This is a genomic window from Marinovum sp. PR37 (genome assembly GCF_028807375.1).
Classification (GTDB): domain Bacteria; phylum Pseudomonadota; class Alphaproteobacteria; order Rhodobacterales; family Rhodobacteraceae; genus Marinovum; species Marinovum algicola.
Genome location: NZ_JARAML010000007.1, coordinates 128,729 through 143,987, shown reverse-complemented (window position 1 = coordinate 143,987; position 15,259 = coordinate 128,729). Strand labels below are relative to the sequence as shown.

At 64.8% G+C, this 15,259-nt stretch carries 19 protein-coding genes; 8 read left to right on the top strand and 11 right to left on the bottom strand.

Annotation, left to right across the window (positions count from 1 at the left end):
• Positions 1–85: 85 nt before the first annotated feature.
• Positions 86–649, bottom strand: coding sequence for a L,D-transpeptidase (locus PVW49_RS08535; RefSeq protein WP_074837097.1), 564 nt, complete (start codon positions 647–649; stop codon positions 86–88).
• A 127-nt stretch (positions 650–776) separates the two neighbouring features.
• Here PVW49_RS08535 and PVW49_RS08530 point away from each other — a divergent pair, with 127 nt between their 5' ends.
• A complete protein-coding gene (locus tag PVW49_RS08530; protein WP_274590348.1) occupies positions 777–1,400 on the top strand; it encodes a hypothetical protein in 624 nt (207 codons plus the stop codon).
• Positions 1,401–1,423: 23 nt separating this feature from the next.
• On the opposite strand, the gene PVW49_RS08525 is transcribed toward PVW49_RS08530, so the two are convergent.
• The 7 genes from PVW49_RS08525 to PVW49_RS08495 all read right to left on the bottom strand — a co-directional run bounded on the left by PVW49_RS08525 (position 1,424) and on the right by PVW49_RS08495 (position 8,558).
• Positions 1,424–2,806, bottom strand: a complete 1,383-nt coding sequence (locus PVW49_RS08525) for a multicopper oxidase family protein (protein WP_274590347.1) — start codon at positions 2,804–2,806, stop codon at positions 1,424–1,426.
• 34 nt (positions 2,807–2,840) lie between these two features.
• The gene (locus tag PVW49_RS08520; RefSeq protein ID WP_274590346.1) at positions 2,841–3,734 is read right to left on the bottom strand and encodes a c-type cytochrome; all 894 of its coding nucleotides are present in this window, start codon (positions 3,732–3,734) and stop codon (positions 2,841–2,843) included.
• A gap of 1 nt (position 3,735) precedes the next feature.
• Complete coding sequence (locus PVW49_RS08515; RefSeq protein ID WP_274590345.1) at positions 3,736–4,305, bottom strand: c-type cytochrome; 570 nt, start codon at positions 4,303–4,305, stop codon at positions 3,736–3,738.
• Positions 4,306–4,352: 47 nt separating this feature from the next.
• Positions 4,353–4,685: a hypothetical protein gene (locus PVW49_RS08510; protein WP_048535047.1), complete on the bottom strand. Its 333-nt coding sequence runs from the start codon at positions 4,683–4,685 to the stop codon at positions 4,353–4,355.
• Between the two features lie 3 nt (positions 4,686–4,688).
• Positions 4,689–5,135, bottom strand: coding sequence for a c-type cytochrome (locus PVW49_RS08505; RefSeq protein WP_048535048.1), 447 nt, complete (start codon positions 5,133–5,135; stop codon positions 4,689–4,691).
• Between the two features lie 292 nt (positions 5,136–5,427).
• A complete protein-coding gene (locus tag PVW49_RS08500; protein WP_274590377.1) occupies positions 5,428–7,716 on the bottom strand; it encodes a copper-transporting P-type ATPase in 2,289 nt (762 codons plus the stop codon).
• A gap of 260 nt (positions 7,717–7,976) precedes the next feature.
• The gene (locus PVW49_RS08495) at positions 7,977–8,558 is read right to left on the bottom strand and encodes an EF-hand domain-containing protein (RefSeq protein ID WP_170850549.1); all 582 of its coding nucleotides are present in this window, start codon (positions 8,556–8,558) and stop codon (positions 7,977–7,979) included.
• Between the two features lie 171 nt (positions 8,559–8,729).
• Here PVW49_RS08495 and PVW49_RS08490 point away from each other — a divergent pair, with 171 nt between their 5' ends.
• Together PVW49_RS08490 and PVW49_RS08485 are read left to right on the top strand one after the other, a co-directional pair.
• Positions 8,730–9,452, top strand: coding sequence for a response regulator (locus tag PVW49_RS08490; protein ID WP_048535052.1), 723 nt, complete (start codon positions 8,730–8,732; stop codon positions 9,450–9,452).
• The gene (locus PVW49_RS08485; RefSeq protein ID WP_274590344.1) at positions 9,452–10,900 is read left to right on the top strand and encodes an ATP-binding protein; all 1,449 of its coding nucleotides are present in this window, start codon (positions 9,452–9,454) and stop codon (positions 10,898–10,900) included. The genes PVW49_RS08490 and PVW49_RS08485 overlap by 1 nt, the downstream gene beginning before the upstream one ends.
• Positions 10,901–10,984: 84 nt before the next feature.
• On the opposite strand, the gene PVW49_RS08480 is transcribed toward PVW49_RS08485, so the two are convergent.
• Together PVW49_RS08480 and PVW49_RS08475 are read right to left on the bottom strand one after the other, a co-directional pair.
• Positions 10,985–11,194 (bottom strand): hypothetical protein, encoded by a 210-nt coding sequence (locus tag PVW49_RS08480; protein WP_074837091.1) that lies wholly within the window; start codon positions 11,192–11,194, stop codon positions 10,985–10,987.
• A gap of 34 nt (positions 11,195–11,228) precedes the next feature.
• Positions 11,229–11,522: a DUF2933 domain-containing protein gene (locus tag PVW49_RS08475; RefSeq protein WP_048535055.1), complete on the bottom strand. Its 294-nt coding sequence runs from the start codon at positions 11,520–11,522 to the stop codon at positions 11,229–11,231.
• Positions 11,523–11,919: 397 nt separating this feature from the next.
• On the opposite strand from PVW49_RS08475, the gene PVW49_RS08470 reads away from it, so the two are divergent.
• The 5 genes from PVW49_RS08470 (at position 11,920) to PVW49_RS08450 (ending at position 14,847) form a co-directional block, all read left to right on the top strand.
• Positions 11,920–12,378: a c-type cytochrome gene (locus tag PVW49_RS08470; RefSeq protein ID WP_048535056.1), complete on the top strand. Its 459-nt coding sequence runs from the start codon at positions 11,920–11,922 to the stop codon at positions 12,376–12,378.
• 55 nt (positions 12,379–12,433) lie between these two features.
• Positions 12,434–12,736, top strand: coding sequence for a hypothetical protein (locus PVW49_RS08465; RefSeq protein ID WP_139211373.1), 303 nt, complete (start codon positions 12,434–12,436; stop codon positions 12,734–12,736).
• Positions 12,737–12,778: 42 nt separating this feature from the next.
• Positions 12,779–13,360 carry a cytochrome c gene (locus PVW49_RS08460; RefSeq protein WP_074837089.1) on the top strand — a complete coding sequence of 194 codons (582 nt, stop codon included), beginning with the start codon at positions 12,779–12,781 and terminating at the stop codon, positions 13,358–13,360.
• Between the two features lies 1 nt (position 13,361).
• On the top strand, positions 13,362–14,306 hold the full coding sequence (locus PVW49_RS08455; RefSeq protein WP_074837088.1) for a c-type cytochrome: 945 nt from the start codon (positions 13,362–13,364) through the stop codon (positions 14,304–14,306).
• Positions 14,307–14,439: 133 nt separating this feature from the next.
• A complete protein-coding gene (locus PVW49_RS08450; RefSeq protein ID WP_274590376.1) occupies positions 14,440–14,847 on the top strand; it encodes a c-type cytochrome in 408 nt (135 codons plus the stop codon).
• A gap of 93 nt (positions 14,848–14,940) precedes the next feature.
• On the opposite strand, the gene PVW49_RS08445 is transcribed toward PVW49_RS08450, so the two are convergent.
• Positions 14,941–15,147, bottom strand: a complete 207-nt coding sequence (locus PVW49_RS08445) for a heavy-metal-associated domain-containing protein (protein WP_274590343.1) — start codon at positions 15,145–15,147, stop codon at positions 14,941–14,943.
• Between the last annotated feature and the right edge of the window lie 112 nt (positions 15,148–15,259).

The following is a 15,259-nucleotide window of genomic DNA, read 5'->3' as shown; positions in this document are numbered from 1 at the left end:
GATCGTCTCTCCTTGCAGGACATTGGGGGCGCTCCTTCGGAGCACCCCGTTCAGGACGCGAAGGTCCGTTTCAGTGCCGGAACTGTCAGATCAGTTTGACCTGGGTTCCGATCGGCGTGCGTTCGTAGACCTCTTCGATCTGACGGTTGTAAAGGCCGATGCATCCGTTCGAAGACCGCCGGCCGATCTTGCGCGTGTCCTGGGTGCCGTGGATGCGGTAATAAGTCCAGGACAGATAGAGCGCGCGGGTGCCCAGCGGGTTGAGCGGATCGCCGCCTTCGACGACCGCCGGCCATTCCGGGTTCCGCTTGAGCATCGACGGCGTCGGCCGCCAGGTCGGGTTTTCGCGTTTCTCGACCACCGAGGTATAGCCCCGCCGCGTCAGCTCGTCGGTCAGCGGCACCGAGGTCGGATAGATCCGCATCTCGCCGTCAGCGGTCCAATGCTGGAGCACCTTGGTGTTGGTGTCGGAGAGGATGATACCCTTGCCCAGCGTATCGAAGTGATCCCGCCAGTCGTGCAATTTGAAAGACGAGATATTGCGCCGCGTCGGTGCGCTTTCGGCTTGCGCCAGAGCGAGAGAGGGCATTGCCAGCGTGGCAGTCGCACAGGCCAAAACATGGCGGCGCGACCATTTCTTTTGGGTCATGGACTTGGTGCCTCGGCTTTAGAGTTTCACTACAGGCTTATCATTCCGCAGCCGGATTGTGATGTATCATTTTGTAACCAAGGCCCGTCTTGGGCTGTTCTCCGCCGCTATCGTGCTAGGAAGCCCCATGCACCGGTATTTCTCGCTCAGCCTGCCGATCGCGATCTTTGCGCGCAACGTGGCCCTGGTGAGCCTTCTCACCCTGCTGCCGCTTCTGGCGATCTACGTCGCCTTGCAGCCCGGGTTCGCCGCCATGCTCTCGAGCGGCGGCCCTGCCCTGTCGCGCTTTCTCAGGCAGGTTGCGACAAACGGATTTCCGGTGGTCTTCATCGTCAATTTCCTGGGCTTCGTCCTCTACGCCCGGCACATCAGCCTGACGCCGCGCAAGGCCGGCGGCCTTGGGTTGATCTTCACCGACATGGTGATGCGGGTGGCCGTGTTCATCCTGCTGCATGCCGTGATCTATGTCGCTTCGGCCGATTGGTTCGGCTCTTTCGGCGGCAGCAAGGGCACGGCGCTGCGGGTCGTGGCGCCGACCTTGGCGCGGTCGGCGCTTTTTGACAATATTTCCGGGGTATACCTCTATGCCGTTCTGTTGGGCGCGCTGCCGATCTATGCCGCGGCCCTCAGCTGGGGGCAGACATCTGCCCCCAGGGCGCGCGCCTGGCTCGCCGCCGCGATCTGCTGCGGGCTTCTGGCGCTGGCGCTCACCCTCGTTGCCCGCGGATTGGTGCAGTTGCAATCCGGGTGAGGCGCCCGCCACGGCCAGGCCGGTCAGCCGACGCGCAGCCGTGTCGTCATGCCGGCCACCGCATGCGACAGCATGTGGCAATGCAACAGCCAGTCGCCCGGATTGTCGGCGACAAAGGCCACTTCGCGGGTCTCGCCCCGCAAGAGCAGCGTGGTGTCGCGCAGATCGCCAAGCTGGCCGTCCTTCGTGACCTCGCGGAAATGCATGCCGTGCAGGTGCATGGCATGCGGAAAGGCGGTGTCGTTGACGATTTTCAGACGCACAGTCTCGCCGCGCGACAGCTCGGCCAGCGGCGGATCTTCCATGGTGCCGATCGCGCCGTTGAAAGCCCAGAACTTGTTCTCTGCGACCAGGGCGTTCATCGATTGCATCTCGCCATCCAGCCGCGCCCCGCGCAGGCCGCCCATGGCGCCGCCTTCCATCCGCAAATCAAGTGCCGTCGCGGCGGCGAGATCGGGCCGGGCCACCGTGTTGGGCGGCAGCGGCGCGACGGCGCCCCGTCGGGTGGCAGAGGCCTCCGAAGTAACCGGGAAGGAGGCCAGGGCAAACCCCTCGCCGCGTTCGACACTGACCAGACCCGCCGTCTCGCCCGCCTCGGCGGTCACGTCGACGATCAGGTCCGCGCGCTGCGCCGGTGCCAGCAAGAGCGCCTCTGACAGCGGGCGCGGCGTGGGCAGCGGCATGCCGTCGAGCGCGACGATCCAGCCATCCAACCCGCTCATCTGCAACTGGAACACCCGCGCATTGGCGGCATTGATCAGCCGCAGACGCAGGCGTTCATGCCGCTTGACCGGCATGGCAAGATCATGCGCACCATTGGCGGTGACGAGATTTCCGACCTGACCGGCGTGGCTCAGATCGTGCATGTTGCCGAAACTGGCGGCAAGCTGGCCGCTGTCGGGATCGATCAGCCAGTCATCAAGCACCAGCACCTCGTCCCGGTCGATGTCCAGCGGTTCGGGCTCCTCGACGATCAGCGCACCGTAAAGCCCGCGGCCAACCTGTTCGAAAGAGCGGTCATGCGCGTGATACCAGAAGGTTCCGGCATCCGGCACCGTGAAGTCATAATCGAAGCGTTCCCCGGGAGCCACCGCACCCTGGGTCAGCCCGGCGACACCGTCCATCGCATTGTCGATGCGAATGCCGTGCCAATGGATCGAGGTGGGCTGATCGAGCCCGTTGACAAGGGTCCGCCGCACCCGCGCGCCCTGGGCGACGCGGATCTCGGTGCCGGGCGAGGCCGGTCCATAGCCCCAGAGCGTGGTCGGGCCATAGGGGTCGGGCAGCAGCTGGTGATCAAAGGCTGCGGCCCGCAATTCCTCGGCCCCGGCCTGGGCAAAGGCCAGGCCCGGAAGGGCGGCACAGGCCGCACCTCCCAGCAGAATGTTCCGCCGTGTCACGTTCAACGCGGTGTCCTTTCGTGGTTCGGCAATCGTCCGATCATCCGTGATCGTCCATCAGATAGGTTGCCATTGCTTCAAGATCTTCATCGGACAGGTACTGAGTTCCATATAGGACGACTTCACCCATCGCACCGCCAAAAGCGTCACCCGACGGCGTGATCCCGGAGCGCAAGGCATATGAGAGGCTGTCGACATCCCAGCCCCGCGCCATCAGCGTTTCGGCATCGATCGCCGGCGCCTTGCCGCCGCCCGGCAGCATGTTGCTGCCCTTGAAATGCTGGCTTTCGTGATCGCGGCCGCCCAGCAGCGTCCGGCCGGTGTGACAGGCGCCGCAATGCGCCGCGCCCTCGACCAGCTCCTTGCCGCGATTCCACAGCGGATCGGCCCCCGGCACCGGCTCGGCGCGCGGCGGATCCAGATAGAGCGCGCGCCAGAACTTCATCAGTGCACGCTGATTGAAGGGGAACGGCATATCCGGCTCGCGCGAAGGCTCGGCCACGGCGGGCACGGTCTGGAACGCGGCCCAGAGATCGGCAATGTCCTGATCGGTGAACTGCTGATAGAACGGATAGGTGAAGGCCGGGTAATAGGGGGCACCCTCCGGCGACACCCCCTGCCGAACCGCCGCCGCGAACTGCTCTATCGTCCAGTCGCCGATCCCGTGTTCCGGGTCGGTGGTGAGGTTTGGCGAGTAGATACTGCCGAAGGGAGTTTCCAGCTCGACACCGCCGGCCAGCGGTGCGCCGCCATTCTCGAAATCGGTGTGGCAGGCGATACAGCCGGACGCCCGCGCCAGATAGGCACCTCGATTGGCATCGCCTTGCAGCGCGATATCCTCGGGTGCCCGGCCGACGGGCCAGGCGGCCACCGCTGCCAGCCCCGCCGCGCCCAATGCTGCGGCGGCGACCAGCCCTCTTGTCACTTTGCGCATCTTATTTTTCCGCGCGGAACTTGGTGTGGCAGGCAGCGCAGGTCTGGCTCACCATTCGAAAGACCGCATCCGCCGGCATCTCTGCCAGCTGCGCGGGGTCAAGCTCGGCCGTCATCGGCCCGCTGCCCCCCATCATGCCGCCGCCGCCCATCATGTTGTCGCCGCCCATCATGCTGGCCGATGCTCCGCCCGCGGCCTTCAGCCCATTGTCCGCCGCCCGGTCCAGTCCTTCGGCGAGGGTCCCCAGCCGCACGGCCAGCGCCTCGAACTCGCTCCAGTCTTCCCAGATCCGGGGCTTGGCGACCGAGGGTGCCTCTTCGCTGCCTTCGGGGAACAGCTTGGTCATCGTCTCGCCCGAATGCTCTTTGATCGTGGCGGCAAAGTCCCGCACCCGCGCGGCATCATAGTCGACCTTGCCGCGCATGACCGGTGTGACCGCCTTGATCGCCTTGCTCATGGCCATCATGCCATCCATGCGTTCCTTCACGACGCCTGTCGCACCCGAATGGGCCAGAACGCCGCCTGCAAGTGTCACCGAAAGGACGATGCCGGTAATTCCTGTATATTTCATCTCTTGTCTCCGTTGAGTTCCAATGCGGCACTTGGGCCGCGGATGCATCAAGAGAGAGCGATAGGGACCGGTGGCTCGCGCCCGAGGGTGGCGTCGTTGAAATTCGTCGGGGCGCGATCCAGCGCCGGCAGCGGCGGCCGCTCGGGCGGTATTGTACGAAGACCAAAGACGATGTGCAGCCCGCTGGAACAGGAGGCCTCGCCATGACAATGGCCTATGCCGGTGCTGTGCGATTCGTCGGAATGGGTGTCATGCGCCAACTGCTCCGCAACCGGCGGCTGGTCGGAATGGGCGAAGTCCAGGTCAGGCAGGCTCAGCAGCGCCACGACACAGGCCGCGACAGCGAGCAGGATCAGCCGGCCGGGAATCATGCCGCGCATCGTTCAGTCGATCCCGTTCGCTTGTTGCAGTTCCCGGACATAGGCGACAATCATCATCGCGTCGCCCTGGGTCAGCCCCTCGACCGGCGGCATGTCTCCGAATCTCCAGTGATGCGCGCGCACGCCGTTCTTGGCGGCGAGAACGAAGGCCATGTCGCCGTGATGGCTGGGCTCGTAGATCTTGTGAACCAGGGGCGGTGCCACCCCGTTTTGTCCGGCGGCGTTCGTGCCGTGGCACGCGGCGCATTTCGCTTCGAAAGCCCGCTGGCCGATTTTGGCATTGTCAGAGAATTCGGCGGGCACCGTGACATCCACGATCGCCGCCCCCTCGGAGAGCTGCGCCAGATCGGGTTGGTCCATGGAATGGCCGGTCGGGCGTGCGGCATACCAAGCCAAGGCACCGAGGCCGAGAAGAGCCGCCGCCACGATCGATATCGTCAATTTCGACATGCCCGTCCTTGTTCCTGCCTGCCCTTGGTCCGGTCGTCATCGGTCTGCCACGCGCCGCCGATTGCAGCTTCCGCGTTCTCCTCCCGATCCCTGACCCAGGAACCTAGGTGAATTCGCCGGACTTGCAAACGCCCGACCGGCGTATCTTTTGTATCCGAATGTATCGTTGCCGATCTACCCCGAATACGTCGGCGAACCTTTGCCGACGCACCCGGGGTTGCGGAGACCTTGATCGCAGCTGATCCGTCCGAACGCAGCACCGATCAACTCGTCATCAGGTGGGTTCCGCGGCCTAGATCCGCGCCGCCCGGAGACGCAGCGAATTGAGCACCACCGAGATCGAGGATGCGCTCATCGCAAAGGCGGCGAACATCGGGCTGATCAGGATGCCGAAGACCGGGAAGAGCACCCCCGCGGCCACCGGCACGCCGGAGGCGTTGTAGATCAGCGCGAAGAACAGGTTCTGGCGGATGTTGCGCATCGTGGCATGGGCCAGCCGCCGGGCGCGGACGATGCCGTCCAGGTCGCCCTTGACCAGCGTGATCCCCGCGCTTTCGATGGCCACGTCCGCGCCGGTGCCCATGGCGATGCCGACATCGGCCTGCGCCAGCGCCGGGGCGTCGTTGACGCCATCCCCGGCCATCGCAACCTTGCGGCCGTCCTGTTGCAGCTCCTTGATGATCCGCGCCTTGTCTTCGGGCAAGACGTCGGCCCGGATCTCGTCGATGCCGAGACGGGCGCCGATGGCCCTGGCCGTGCGCTCGTTGTCGCCGGTGGCCATGATGACGCGAAAGCCCAGCGCGTGCAGGTCCTTGATCGCGGCGGGCGTGCTGTCCTTGACCGGATCGGCAACGCCGACAAGCCCGGCGATCTCGCCATCCAGCACCACGAACATCACGGTCTCGCCCTCGTCACGCCGGGTATTGGCCTTGGCGGTCAGCTCGCCCGCGTGGAGACCCAGATCGCGGATCATTGCCAGGTTGCCAAGCGCGACGGCCTTGCCATCCACCACGCCCCGGACCCCCTTGCCGGTAATCGCCTCGAAATCCGCGGCATCGGCCATTTTCACGTCGCGCTCTTCCGCGCCCCGGACGATGGCCTCGGCAAGCGGATGCTCTGACCCGCGTTCCAGCGACGCGGCAAGCCGCAGCACTTCGGCCTCGTCATGACCGCGTTCGGGCAAAACGGCGACAAGGCGCGGCTTGCCCTCGGTCAACGTGCCGGTCTTGTCGACGATCAGGGTATCGACCTTCTCGAAGCGCTCCAGCGCCTCGGCATTCTTGATCAGCACCCCGGCCTGGGCCCCGCGACCGGTTGCCGTCATGATCGACATCGGGGTCGCGAGACCGAGCGCACAGGGACAAGCGATGATCAGGACCGCAACCGCCGAGATCAGCGCATAGGACAGAGCCGGCGCCGGCCCCAGAACCGCCCAGGCAATGAACGACAGAACCGCGATGGCGATCACCGCCGGCACGAAATAGCCCGCCACCCGGTCGGCATATTTCTGGATCGGCGCGCGCGAACGTTGCGCGTTCGACACCATCTCGACGATCTGCGCCAGCATCGTGTCCGCGCCGACCCGCGTTGCCTCCATCACCAGGCTGCCGGTGCCATTGATCGTCGCCCCGGTCACCGCATCGCCTTCGACCTTTTCGACCGGGACCGGCTCGCCGGAAATCATGCTCTCGTCGATCGAGGAGCGGCCTTCCACGACCACGCCATCAACCGGCACCTTGTCACCGGGCCGCACCCGCAGACGGTCGCCCACAAGCACCTCCTCGAGCGGAATTTCCTCTTCTGTGCCATCCGGCCTGATCACCCGCGCGGTCTTGGCCGCCATGTCCAGCAGGGCGCGGATGGCCTTGCCGGTGCCTTCGCGGGCCCGCAACTCCATCAGCTGCCCGAGCAGCACAAGCGTCACGATCACCGCCGCCGCTTCGAAATAGACCCCGACGTGCCCTTCGGCATCGCGGAACCCCGCCGGGAAGATGCCCGGCACCAGAACCGCCACGACACTAAAGAGCCAGGCCGCCGAAACGCCCATGGCAATCAGGGAAAACATGTTGAGGTTCATGGTGCGGAACGAATTCCAGCCCCGCACCAGGAAGGGCCAGCCGCACCACAGGACAACCGGCGTTCCGAGACCCAGCTCGATCCAGAGCGTCGTGCGTTCGCCAAAGGCCTCGCGCACGCCGGAAAAGCCGAGAAAGGGGGCCATCGTGAGAATGAGCAGCGGGATGGTCAGGACCGTGCCGACCCAGAACCGCCGGGTGAAATCCACCAGCTCCGGGTTCGGGCCCGCATCGGCCATTGCCGCCGATTCCAGCTCGAGCCCCATGCCGCAGATCGGGCAGGAGCCAGGATGCGTCTGGCGAACCTGCGGATGCATCGGACAGGTATAGACCGCGCCGTCATGATCCTCGGGAACGCTGTCATATCTGCCGTCCACGGCGCCGCTCTGGGAGCCGTGCGCATGGTGATCGTGTCCGCCGTGGTGCGCCTCTTGACCCTCAGGCACAAGATGCATCCCGCATTTCGGGCAGTCTCCCGGATGGTCCTGCCGCACCTCCGGGTGCATCGGGCAGACGTAGGTTGTTGTCTCGGCATCCTGCGAGACTGGGTGTGCATGGTCGCTCATTCTGAAGTCCTCTTGGACAAAGACGGGGAAGGAAACAGCTAGAGCCTAGTCTTTCCAGTGACTGGAAGGTCAAGCGCGAACTTCGCGACATCGTGCAGGGCCCCGCCGACAGGCCTTCGCCCCGCTTTGCGGGGCGAGGATGTCCGTGCGGGGTCGTCTCTCGCTTGCGACCGGCGACGTGAGAGACGGCCCCGCTTGGGTCAGTTGTCGTTCATCATGGCGTCGCCATCCATGCCCTTTTCGGCCTCCGGCTGCATCTGAGACATGTTGGAATGCATCTTTTGCATCCGTTCCATCATGTCGGCCGGTGCCGCCATCTCTTCCGCCGTCACGGCACCATCACCATCCGCGTCCAGATGCTGGAACCGGTCCACCATCATTTCCCGGATCATCGCGCTGTGCAGGGTTTCGAATTCGGCAATCGAAAGCGTGCCGTCGCCGTCACTGTCGTACTCGGCCAGCTTGGCTTGCAGCTGGCTGCGCATCTCTTCCGGCGTGACGGTGCCGTCGCCATCGGCGTCGAACATCTTCATCATGCCGCCGCCCATGGAACCCATGCCGCCCATCATGCCCCCACCCATCATCGAGCCATGCATGCGCTTCATCATGTCCATCATGCCGTCCATGCCGCCCATCATGCCGGAGCCGCCGCCCTGCATCGCTGCCGCACCGGATTTGCCGCCGGTCTTGCCGCCGTGGCCATGATCGGAACCGGCATAAGCGGCCCCGCCAAGCACGGTCGCGGCCAGAGCAAATGCAGCGAGAAGAGAATTGTGTTTCATTCGGATCACCTCATGTCAGTATTGCGATACCTGACATATGGCAGGGGTTTGTCGCGACAAAATGCCGGGGAGTCCACGGTTTTGTATCGGCGGATCACAACGGCGGTGGCGGTTACATTTCGTGACAAATATCTTCGGGAAAGCGCCCCTCACTCGTTTAAAAGAAGGTCCATGAGCGAACCACCACACATTCTTGTCGTCGACGACCACCGCGAAATCCGCGATGCCGTGACGCGCTACCTTGAACAGAACGGAATGCGGGCGACCTCTGCGCGCGACGCGGTCGACATGGACGCCAAGCTCGGCCATGGCCAGTACGATCTTATCGTTCTCGACGTCATGATGCCGGGAGAGGACGGGCTGTCGGTCTGCCGCCGGCTGTCAGCCAATGGCAATGTGCCGATCCTGCTGCTGACCGCGCTGGGAGAAGAGACCGACCGGATCGTCGGTCTGGAAATCGGCGCCGATGACTATCTTGCCAAACCGTTCAACCCACGCGAGCTGATTGCCCGCATCAAGGCCATCCTGCGCCGCACCACCAAGGCCGAACCCTATGCCGGCGCGCTCTCGGGCAAGCGCATCGCGTTTGCCCATTGGGTCCTCGATACCGACACCCGGGCGCTGTCGAATGACGACGGCGAGCAGATCGACCTGACCAGCGCCGAATTCAAGCTGCTGACCGTCCTTCTGGAGCGGCCCCGGTTCGTGCTCAACCGCGATCAGCTGCTCGATCTGACGGCGGGCCGGTCGGCCTCGGTCTTTGACCGCACCATCGACAACCAGATCAGCCGCTTGCGCCGCAAGGTCGAGCGTGATCCGTCGCGCCCCCGCATCGTGACGACGGTGCGCGGCGGCGGCTATTGCCTGGCATCAGACGTCCGCGAACTGAGCTGATGCCGCGCCCCTTTGACAGCCTCCGGGGGCAATTGGTTCTCTTGATCGTCGCGGCACTGGCGGCCGCCCAGACGATCAGCCTGTGGCTGTTCGTCGACGAACGCGGCCTCGCCGTGCGCGCGGCGCTGGGGTTCGAGGCCGCCGGCCGGGCGGCAAATGTGGCGCTGTTGCTCGAAGAGGCGCCGGAGTCCTTGCATCAGGCCATCCTGCGCGCGGCGAATTCGCCCCTCGTGCGGTTCGAACTCGCGGACAACCCCGACGTCGACCACGCCAGCCATGCCGATGGCGGCGCTGTCGAGGCCCGCGTGCGCGGGCTGCTTGGCGGCGCGGAACACCGGGAGATCCGGGTCGAGCTGCACGAGGTCGAGCATGGCATTCCGCCAATGCCCCATCTCGTGCCCGAGATGGCGGAAATGCACCTCGCCATGATGAAGGGCGAGCTCTCGGCCATCGAAATGCAGCTTTCGATCGCCCTGGCTGACGGCCAATGGCTGAACGTCGGAACCCGGTTCGAGCCGCCGCCGCTGCAATGGCCCTGGATTTCCATCGTCAGCTTCGGGATCACCGCGGCGATCATTCTGGTCGCGGCCTGCTGGTTCCTTCTGACCCGCCTGACCGGGCCTCTGCTGCGCGTTTCGCACGCCGCCGACCGGTTTGGGCGTGGGGAAACCGTGGATCCCCTGCCGCTGATCGGGCCAAGCGAGGTGCGCGGGCTCACGCAGACTTTCAACCGCATGCAGGAACGGCTGACCCGGTTCGTGGCGGACCGGACCAAGCTTCTTGCGGCGCTGGGTCATGACCTGCGCTCTCCGCTGACCGCAATGCGGGTTCGGGCGGAAATGGTCGAAGAGGACGAAACCCGCGAAAGCCTTGTCGCCTCGATCGAAGAAATGCAGGAGATGGTCGGTTCCACCCTGGATTTTGCCCGTGGCATGGCCAGCGCCGAACCCTCCGAAACAGTGGAGTTGCGCAGCTATCTTGAGCAGTTGCAGGCAGACATGATCAACGGGTTCGAGCTTGACGCCGCCGACGATGCCCAGGCGCGGTTGCGCCCGCAAGCGATGCGCCGCGCGCTGCGCAACATCATCGAAAACGCGCAGCGCTATGGCGGCGGGGCCCGGGTCTCCTTTCGGACCGATCCCGGCCATGTGCGGATACTGATTTCCGACACCGGCCCCGGCATACCGGAAAGCGAGCTTCAGCAGGTGTTCGAGCCGTTCTTCCGGCTCGAGAAATCCCGCTCTCGCGAAACCGGCGGCACCGGCCTGGGGCTGTCGATCGCGCGCACCATCATCCGGGCCCATGGCGGCGACGTGGCGCTTTCCAACCGCGCTGAAGGCGGATTGCTGGCGACGGTCACACTGCCGCTCGAAGCGGCCAACACCCCGAGCCGGGAGCCGTCGACCGCCCCCGAGCGGGGTGCCGTCCTTGCGCAAAACCGGCCGTGAGGCGCGGGCCACGGCGACGAGGGCCATGACCTGACAATCCGCCTGCGACCCGACACCCCTGTCCTGCGGCCAGGGGGGCGGGCCTTACCCGGCGCGATCCGCCCCGAGCACCATGAAACCCTCGCGACCGCCGGCACAGGCCAGCGTTGCCACCCCGTTTGCGCTGGTCCCGGTGATCTCGCATCCCGGCGGCAGATGCGCTTCGGCCCCGTTTGTGGACAGGCGCGCCGCCTCCAGGTCGAAGCAATCCGCCAGCGTCGTCGAACAGGCACCGAGACCGGCAAGCACCAGCATGCCGGCCGCGCACCGAAACATCCTCGCGCGGGGTTTATTCCGCGGCGACCCGTGCAGTGGCCCGGGGGTCTGGCGTCTCGGCCTTGGTCTCAGCATCTTCCGCCTTTCCGTGACAGGATTTTCCCATGAACCGGTGCATGACCAGATGCGCGCCGACACAGAGCACGATCGGCGCCAGGGTCGCGAGCCCCCCGGCCCCGCCCGACGCCCCGCCAGACACAAGGAAAGCCCCCAGCGGCAGCAACATCACCGCGCAGCAGGCCCACATTCCGTATTTCATGATCTTGTCGCTACCGGCCTGCCCGGCCGTCTTGTCGTTGGTGTCCATCGTTCGTCTTGTCTCCAGTGACCTGCCGAGGTGGCTAGCGGCCTCCAGCACGGGAAGGTCAATGTTGCAATCAGATACAAATTTCACTGTTTTGTCAGGGTGAACCAGCTTGACCTTCCTGCGCAGGAAGGTGCTCTACGTTGCCTCAATAGGCAAGAAACTAGGGGCGTGCATGCCATGGCAGGGCAGGCGCCATCACGGAATGATCGCATGTGCGTCGTTGCATCCGCTTACCACGGAAGCAGCGCTGCGAGACTCGGCAGGAATGGCAGAAAATCATCAAATGGGTCCATCGACGTTGACCGCGAAATGCGCGCCGAGGGCGCCCGGGCCATGACAGCCCGGCCCCGGAGAAAATCGGCCCAAGTCGAACCGATGACCGCAAGGAACCAAATTCATGACTAAATCTCTACTGGCCCTCGTGGCCTTTTTTCTGCTTGGCGGATTGGCGGTCTATCTGAACATGGGGCAATCCACGTCTCAGACCGCGGGCCATTCGATGACCCCGCCAGACACCAGCGATATCGCGGACGGCGCGCCGATCGTCGAAGTTTCGCTGCCGGCCGAGCTGTCCGCCAATGCGCAAATCGGCAAACGGGCTTTCGAAGCCAAATGCGCGGCCTGCCACGGGACAAATGCCGCCGGCCAGAACGGTATCGCGCCGCCGCTGGTGCACAAGACATACGAACCCGGGCACCATTCCGACATGGCCTTTGTCATGGCCGCGAAGAACGGCGTTCGGGCCCACCACTGGCAATTCGGCAACATGCCGCCGGTCGAAGGCCTGACCGATGCCGATGTGAAGATGATCGCGCGATACGTCCGCGAACTGCAAGCCGAGAACGGAATCTTCTAGCGGGATGCGGGGTGGGCGCTCTCCTCTGGCCATCCTGCGCACGGCACTCCTCTGTGTGCTGCTGGCGCTCGGCCTTGGGCCAGAGGTCAACGACGCCCACCCCGACGAAAGCCTGTCTTCTGCCACGGCATTCGCCGGCGCCGGCGATGCGCACGACGACGCCCCGCATTCTCTGATCGAAGAGGCCCTGGGCCATTGCCACCCGGGGCTGGATTGCGCGGTTTCGGCGATTATGGCCGAACCGGCCCTGAAAGATCATGCGACGCTCTTCGATACCAAGAAATTTCGGTCCCGTGTGGCCCTCTGGGCCGGGCTGGACCCGGGATATGACCCACCTCCTCCGCGCCCCTTCGTCTGACTGATTTGGAAAAACACCAACGGTAAGACGAAGGACAAGGAAATGAGAACCAAATTCACTATTGCCACCGTCGCGGCACTTTCGCTGGCGTCGGCTGCGCTTGCGCATACCGGCGCAAAGGGGATCGTGCGCGAAAGGATGGTCGCGATGTCGGCCATGGCTGATGCCATCAAGACCATCGCGCCGATGATGAGCGGCGCGTCCGAGTACGAGGCCGCCGCCGTGCGCGATGCCGCCGAGGCCATCGGCCGACATGCCGGCGCCTCGATGACGCGGCTTTTCCCGGCAGACAACGAAAACATGGCGTCTTACGTCAAGGCGTCCATCTGGCAAGACTGGGCCACCTTTGCCGAACTGGCCGAACGCCTTCACACCTATTCCGAAGGGCTCGCCCTGGCCGCCGAGAACGGACCGGCCGCGCCAAAACAGGGCATGGCCGACGCGGCATCGATGATGGGCGGCGGCGGCATGATGGGCGCCGGGTCGATGATGGGCACAGGAATGGCGCTGGAAGCGACGCTCGGCCGTGAAGAGCTGGCGGACATGCCGGCCAACGAGGTATTTTCGCTGGTCAGCAACACCTGCTCGACCTGTCATACGCGGTTCCGGAAAGAGGCCAAGTGACATGAGGCAGTTTCTTATTGCAGGCATCGCCGGGCTGTCCCTTGCCGGCGCAACCACCGTGGCGGCCCTCGTGGCCTGGCCGATCGGCAGCGACCCCAGGAAAATCGAACCAGAAGGCGATGTGCAGCGCGGCGCCTATCTGGCGCGGGCCAGCGGCTGTGTCGCATGTCACACGAATTTCGAGGAAGGTGGTGCGGCGCTGGCCGGTGGCGCGCCGCTCAACACCGATTTCGGCACCTTCTATCCGCCGAACCTGACCACCGATCCCGATCACGGCCTCGGCAACTGGGACGTGGAGCAATTCGCAAAGGCCATCAGGCAGGGCATCGCCCCCGATGGAACTCCCTACTACCCGGCGTTCACCTATCCGTTCTATGCGAATTTCTCGGATCAGGATATCGCCGACCTCTGGGCGGCATTTCAGACTGTCGCGCCGGTGGCCGAATCCACGCCCGAACACGACGTCGGCTTTCCCTTCGATCAACGATGGGGGCTCAAGCTCTGGCGGGCCGCGTTTTTCGGTGCCCCGGAAACAGCGCCGGTGGACGGCAAGAGCGCCGAATGGAACCGCGGCCGGGAGCTCGTGCGCGGCGCCGCGCATTGCGCGGCCTGCCACACCGGCCGGAACCTGGCCGGAGGGCGGGATCCGTCAGCCTTTTTCGCCGGCAACGACGCTCTTCCGGGTGGCAACAAGGCGCCGTCCATTCTTCCCGCGACATTGGCGGAAAGGGGCTGGACCGTCGACAACCTGAGCTATGCTCTGCAAAGCGGGATCACGCCATCCGGCGACGTCTTTGGCGGCAGCATGGGCGAGGTGGTGCAGAACGGGACACGATTCCTGACCCAGGCTGATCTGCGCGCGATGGCGACCTACCTGATGGAAGGCGAGGGCCTGAAAGAAAGCGCGGTTGCCGCCTTGTCGACGCCGCAGAAAACCTACGACTAGTATGATGGGGCGCGTCAGCGCCCCACCTTTCCTGAAGAATGGGGTAATGATGAAACTGCCGGATTTGTTATTGCAGCGACGCACCTTGATCGTGCTGCTTATCGCCCTGGGCGGCGTGGGCGCCACGGTCTGGATGCGCGGCGAGCTTGCTGCGCCGACGACCGCAACCATGCCTGCCGCGGTGGATATCGCGCAGGGCGAGCAGCTCTACGGCGATTTCTGCGCCGCCTGTCATGGCGCAAATCTCGAAGGCCAGCCGGACTGGCGCTCGCCCGGACCCGATGGCACCTTGCCCGCACCGCCCCATGACGAGACCGGGCACACCTGGCATCACCCGGACAGCGTGTTGTTCGATTACACCAAGCTCGGGGGCAAGGAGGCGCTCGCGAAAGAGGGCGTCGAGTTCGATAGCACAATGCCAGGTTTTGGCGCGCAGCTGTCGGATGCGGAAATCTGGAATATCATTGCCTACATCAAATCGACCTGGCCGGAACGCCAGCGCACGGCCCAAGCCGAAAGAAGCGCCGCGGCGGGTCGCTGAATAGGGATAGGCCCGCGCGCGCCGCGCGGTGCCGGTTTCGAGAGCCGGGCTCTCGGGAGAACCCGGCGCCACAGATCCGGCGCCGGGCCCGTTTCAGGCCGAAGCTTCGGCGGCCACGTCGTATCCGGCGTCGCGAATGGCCTCGGACACCGCGCGGTCGCTGAGAATCGTCTCGACCGCGACGGCCCGTGCCGCGAGATCGCAGGTGACGGTGGCGGTCGGATCGATCGCCTTGATCGCTTTTTCGATTGCCGCGGTGCAATGCCCGCAACTCATGCTTGGAACCTTGAAGTTGCTCATGACCTTCTCCTTCTGTGTTGCCGTCATGTGGGTGCTTCCAGCCAGGGAAGGTCAAGATGGAAACAAAATCTTTCGAAAGTAGTTGACCTTCCAGTGAATGGAAGCCCTAGAT